The organism is Gemmatimonas sp., assembly GCF_044345575.1.
Lineage (GTDB): Bacteria > Gemmatimonadota > Gemmatimonadetes > Gemmatimonadales > Gemmatimonadaceae > Gemmatimonas.
Window position 1 is genome coordinate 1 of record NZ_JBIJAW010000246.1, and the last position, 5,048, is coordinate 5,048.

Genomic DNA, 5,048 nt, shown 5'->3' on the forward strand with positions numbered 1-5,048 from the left:
CCGCCAAGAAGGCGCCCGCCAAGAAGGCCGCGAAGCGTACGCCGAATGCGGCGTTCATGAAGGCGCTCCAGCCGAGCGCTGACCTTGCCGCCGTGGTCGGCGACAAGCCGCTTCCGCGCACCGAAGTCGTGAAGAAGCTCTGGGCCTACATCAAGAAGCACGGCCTCCAGGACCAGAAGAACAAGCGCCAGATCAACGCCGACGACAAGCTCAAGAAGGTGTTCGGCGGCAAGGCCTCGGTCAGCATGTTCGACATGACCAAGCTCGTTTCGAAGCACCTGTCGTAACCTGCGACTGGCGGTTCTCGTACGAGAAAGGGGCGCATCCATCCGGATGCGCCCCTTGTACATTTCCGAAGTCCCACCGCCGGGACGGGGACGCCGAGGGCGTCGCCGTCCTGCGGATCTCGTGGAACACCTACCCGTATATCCGTGGCCTCGAAGAAGTCCGCCTCCTCCAGCAGTGGCAACGCCGGCGGTAGCTCCGTCTCGGCGCTTCGCAGTGGCAAGTCCGCCGGCTCCGGCGACAGCTTCTTCTCGTGGGAGAACCTCAAGGCCATCGCGGTCACCCTCGCGATCTTCCTTGTGGTGCGCACGTTCCTCCTCGAGGCGTATCGCATCCCGTCGGGCTCGATGATCCCCACGCTGCTGGTGGGCGACTGGCTGTTCGTGAACAAGCTCGCGTACGGCCCGCACGTGCCGTTCACCGACATCAACCTGCCGGGCTACGACGACCCCGAGCGCGGCGACGTGGTGGTGTTCATGTCGCCCACGCAGGTGGACCAGCCCGACGATCCCAACCCCACGCTGGTGAAGCGGCTGGTGGCGGTGGGCGGCGACACCGTGTGGATGCGCGGCGGCCTGTTCTATCTCAACGGCATGCCGCAGCGTCAGGGCTTTGCGGCGTCGCAGAACGAGAAGGGCGACGGTGGGTTTTCGCACCCGCTCTTCCAGTGGCAGAAGCCCTTCGAGGTGCGCGGGAGCAGCGCCGGCGATCCCCCCGCGCAGCCCACGCTCGACGACTGGGGCCCGCTCGTGGTGCCGAAGGACATGCTCTTCATGCTCGGCGACAACCGCTACGACTCCAAGGACGGCCGCTACTGGGGTTTCGTCCCGCGCGAGAACGTGCGCGGCCGCCCGGTGTTCGTGTACTACTCGTATCGCGCTGATGAGAGCGACAAGCCATTGCCGTTCATCACCGATATCCGTTGGGGTCGGTTGGGTACGATCATTCGATGAGCGTGCTGATACGCGGGGCCCGCGGGCTGGCGATCGTCGCGACGGTGTGTGCCGTTGTCACCCTTTCCGCCCCGCGAGCTTCCGCTGTCCAAGCTTTCGTAGTTCAAGCTCCCGTAGTTCAAGCTTCCGCTGTCCGCGCCCTTCGAGCCAGCGCCCCACCAGCTCGCGCCGTTCCCGCTCGCGCCCTTCAAGCTCGCGCCGTTCAACCGCCAAGGGGCCAGCTCCGCACCGACACGGTGTGGGCGCAGTCTCTCGGTCTCTCCAAGTCCGTCACGGTCTATCTGCCGCCGTCGTACGGCCGCGGCACGCAGCGTTATCCGCTGCTCGTCTATCTCCACGGACGCGGTGGGAGTGAGCGCGACTGGGCCGGCGCTGGCCGCCTGCCACTGGTGATGGACTCGCTCATCGCCGCCGGTCTACCCGAGGCCATCGTGGTTATGCCCGACGGTGACGACGGCTGGTACACCACGTGGGCGTCGCTGCCCGACGCCGGGTGCGCCGCCGACACCGTGCGCCGCGAGCCTGCCGCCACCTACTGCGTGCCGTGGCCCCACTACGACGACTACGTGGCGCACGACATCGTGGGATACATGGATCGCACGTATCGCACCCGTGCCACCCGCGAGAGCCGTGGGATCGCGGGGCTGAGTATGGGCGGCTACGGCGCCATCACGCTGGCCCTCGCCTACCCCGACCGCTTTGCCGCCGCCGCGAGTCATTCCGGGGTGCTGTCGCCGCGCCTGCGAATTGGCGCGACCCCTACTGACTCGGCCCGCTACGGGCGCACCATGCAGGAACTCGGCGCCGGCGTCCGCCACCTGTGGCCGTCGCTGCGCGCCGTGTTCGGCAACGACATGCTCGCCTGGCGCGCGCGCGACCCGCAGGTGATGGCTGAGCGGTTGCAGGCGCGTGCACAGCGCCAGGAGGCCCGGCTCCCCGCGCTCCGCTTCGATATCGGCGTGAGCGACACGTGGGTCGCGCAGAACCGCGACTTCGACGCCGCGCTCACCCGACTCGGCATCCCCCACACGTACACGGAGTACCCGGGCGCGCACACATGGGACTACTGGCGCGCGCACGTGCCGGAAAGTCTGGGCTTTCTGCTCGGGGTGGTGAAGTAGGGGGAAGTGGCGCGTCGTGGGTTGCGCGTCGTTGTCTGCACGTTTTGTCTGGGCGTCGTTGCCTACGCGTGGTCGACTACGCGTTGGCACGAACGCGTTGGCACGAACGCGTTGGCACGAACGCACTGGAACCTACGCGTTGGCACAAACGCGGAGATACGCTGTCGCCTACGCCGGCACCCACGCTGGCACCCACGCCGCGCGCCAACGGCCGAAGGCCGAGGCGCGCCCCGTTGTCGCCCGCGTTGTCGCCCGCGCCCCTCCGCGTTCGTGCCAATGCGTCCGTTCCAACGCGTTTTTCCCAACGCGTAGGCGCCAACGCGTAGTCGATCGCGCGTAGTCCACCCCAGCCCCCACGACGCACCGTACTAGCGCCCCCCGCTCCCGCGCGTAGCTTGCCCGCATGTCCCGTTTCTTCCCGCGCGACGTGATCCACTGGGGTGAGGAGAAGCTTCACCCGCTGCGCGCCTTTGCCATTCGCACCATCGAGCCTGCCGGCATCACCGGGCTCGTGCTGCGCGTTTGGCGCGCCATCATGCTGGGAAGCGGCAGCTGGCTGTTCTTCGTGGCCGGGCTCACGCTGGGTGTGCTGTTCCTTTGTGGTATGCTCACCTGGCACCTCGGCAACTACCCGGTCAAGCGCTGGCCTCGGCGTGCCCTGGCGTTCTCCCTCATCGAATTCGTCGTGGAAATGGGGATGAGCTCCGTACTCATCGTCTTCGGGCGCGAGCGCTACGGCTCGCAGATGGCCGGCTGGGGCGACTGGTGGCCCATGGCCGCGCAAACACTGTGGCAGCGCGGGCTCACCATCGCCATCTTCGCGCTCGTCCTCGCCCTCGTCGTCCAGCTGGTCAGAAAAGCCGTCGACCAACGGTCAACGGCCGCTGGTTGAAAGGAAGGACGCAGGGCGTAGGAAGCAGGCTCAACACCCCGCGTAGTGACCCCCGTTTGCGAACTGTCGTTCCTGCCGTCTGCCGTCTGCCGTTTGCTGTTGCCACAACTCCGATCCAACGCCAACTCGCCAATGCGCCTCTCTATCGCCGCCCTCGCGATCTCCGCCGCCCTCGCCCCCGCCGCGGTTTCCGCCCAGCCCATCGCCTTCCCGGCCACTCCGGGTACGCGCACCAGCGGCTCGCCCGCGGCCGACACGCTGCGCCCCTTCGGACTGCTGCGCGATCAGGCCATGCAGCAGCAGAAGTGGTTCGAGCTGCGCATGGAGCGCACGCTCCCCGCCCTCATGCGCCGTGAGAAGGTGGATATGTGGGTCGTGCCCATGCGCGAGTACAACGAAGATCCCGTGTTCCGCGCCATCACGTCGCCCACCACGTTCGCGGCGCGCCGTCGCACCATCTACGTGTTCTTCGATCGCGGACCGCAGCAGGGTATCGAGCGCATCGCCCTCGGCGGTACCTCGCAGGGGAACGTGTTCAAGGCCGTACGCAGCATGAAGCCGGTGGCCGCGCCCGCAGCGGGGAGCCGCGAGAATTCGCGGCAGGCTGAACTCTGGGGCGACGAGCAGTGGCAGATCCTCAAGCAGGTCATCGAGGAGCGCAAGCCGCAGAAGATCGCCATCAACACGTCGCGCACGTTCGCCTTCGCCGACGGTCTCGCGAGCGGCGAGAAGGAAGGCATGCTCGAAGCCCTCGGGCCGCAGTGGGCCGGCAAGGTGGTGAACGCCGAAGCGCTCGCCGTCGACCTCATCGCCGCGCGCCAGCCCGAAGAGGAAGCCGCCTTCCGTGAGCTCAATCGCGTGGCGTGGGACATCATCAGCGAAGCCTTCTCCAGCAAGGTTATCACGCCCGGCGTGACCAAGGCCGACGATGTGGTGTGGTGGATGCGTCAGCGGCTCGCCGACCTCGGCCTCTCCACCTGGTTCCAGCCCAGCGTGGAAGTGCAGCGCGCCTTCGGCAGCCCCGAACTGGTGGGCGTGAATCCGACGATTCTCGCGGGCGACATTCTGCACTGCGACTTCGGTGTCACGGCCATGGGCCTCAATACCGACACCCAGCACATGGGCTACGTGCTCAAGCCCGGTGAGACGGACGTACCGGCGGGGATCAAGAAGGCGCTCGCCAACTCGAACCGCCTGCAGGACCTCACCATCGAAGAGCTCAAGCCTGGTCGTACTGGCAACGAGGTGCTCAAGGCCGTGCTCACGCGCATGAAGGGCGAAGGCATCGACGGCACTGAGTACTCGCACCCCATCGGGCTCAACGGCCACGGGGCCGGTGCCCTCGTGGGACTCTGGGATTACCAGGACGGCGTGCCGGGGCGCGGCGACCACAAGCTCATCCCGGGCATGTGGTACTCCATCGAGCTGCAGGCTACCACGCCCGTACCCGAATGGAACAACCAGCAGGTTCGCTCGGCGCAGGAAGAAGACGTGATCATCGACGCCAACGGCAAGGTGCGCTGGGCGTTCGGCCGACAGAACACGTTTCACATCGTCAAGGCGCCGCTCAAGTAGTTGCCGGGCTTGCCACAAGCGGCGCAGACCCGACGCTTCCATTGCGCGGCCTTTGGGTAACTTGAAGGGACGGCGTACACGCCTCTCTTCCCCATGATCGCATGAACACGGACGCCCTCACCTGGCCGGAACCGGCACCGGCTCTGGCGCATGCGCTCAGTGGCGAGTTCCGCCTGCTGCGCGAGATCGGTCGTGGCGGTATGGGGGTCGTGTATCTCGCCG

At 67.0% G+C, this 5,048-nt stretch carries 5 protein-coding genes; all 5 read left to right on the forward strand.

Annotation, left to right across the window (positions count from 1 at the left end; genetic code table 11):
- Positions 1-287, forward strand: a 287-nt coding sequence (locus ACIQ6O_RS12690) for an SWIB/MDM2 domain-containing protein (protein ID WP_396208159.1), incomplete at its 5' end; no start/stop codon positions are given.
- Positions 288-431: 144 nt separating this feature from the next.
- Complete coding sequence (gene lepB / locus ACIQ6O_RS12695; RefSeq protein WP_396208160.1) at positions 432-1,238, forward strand: signal peptidase I; 807 nt, start codon at positions 432-434, stop codon at positions 1,236-1,238.
- A 236-nt stretch (positions 1,239-1,474) separates the two neighbouring features.
- The gene (locus tag ACIQ6O_RS12700; RefSeq protein WP_396208161.1) at positions 1,475-2,359 is read left to right on the forward strand and encodes an alpha/beta hydrolase; all 885 of its coding nucleotides are present in this window, start codon (positions 1,475-1,477) and stop codon (positions 2,357-2,359) included.
- A 403-nt stretch (positions 2,360-2,762) separates the two neighbouring features.
- The gene (locus ACIQ6O_RS12705) at positions 2,763-3,251 is read left to right on the forward strand and encodes a hypothetical protein (RefSeq protein WP_396208162.1); all 489 of its coding nucleotides are present in this window, start codon (positions 2,763-2,765) and stop codon (positions 3,249-3,251) included.
- Positions 3,252-3,383: 132 nt separating this feature from the next.
- Positions 3,384-4,826 (forward strand): M24 family metallopeptidase, encoded by a 1,443-nt coding sequence (locus ACIQ6O_RS12710; RefSeq protein ID WP_396208163.1) that lies wholly within the window; start codon positions 3,384-3,386, stop codon positions 4,824-4,826.
- Positions 4,827-5,048: the final 222 nt, after the last annotated feature.

Bases quoted from the DNA above. Each gene is read 5' to 3' on its own strand.
- ACIQ6O_RS12705 (WP_396208162.1), top strand. From the start codon at position 2,763: ATGTCCCGTTTCTTCCCGCGCGACGTGATCCACTGGGGTGAGGAGAAG.
- ACIQ6O_RS12710 (WP_396208163.1), top strand. From the start codon at position 3,384: ATGCGCCTCTCTATCGCCGCCCTCGCGATCTCCGCCGCCCTCGCCCCC.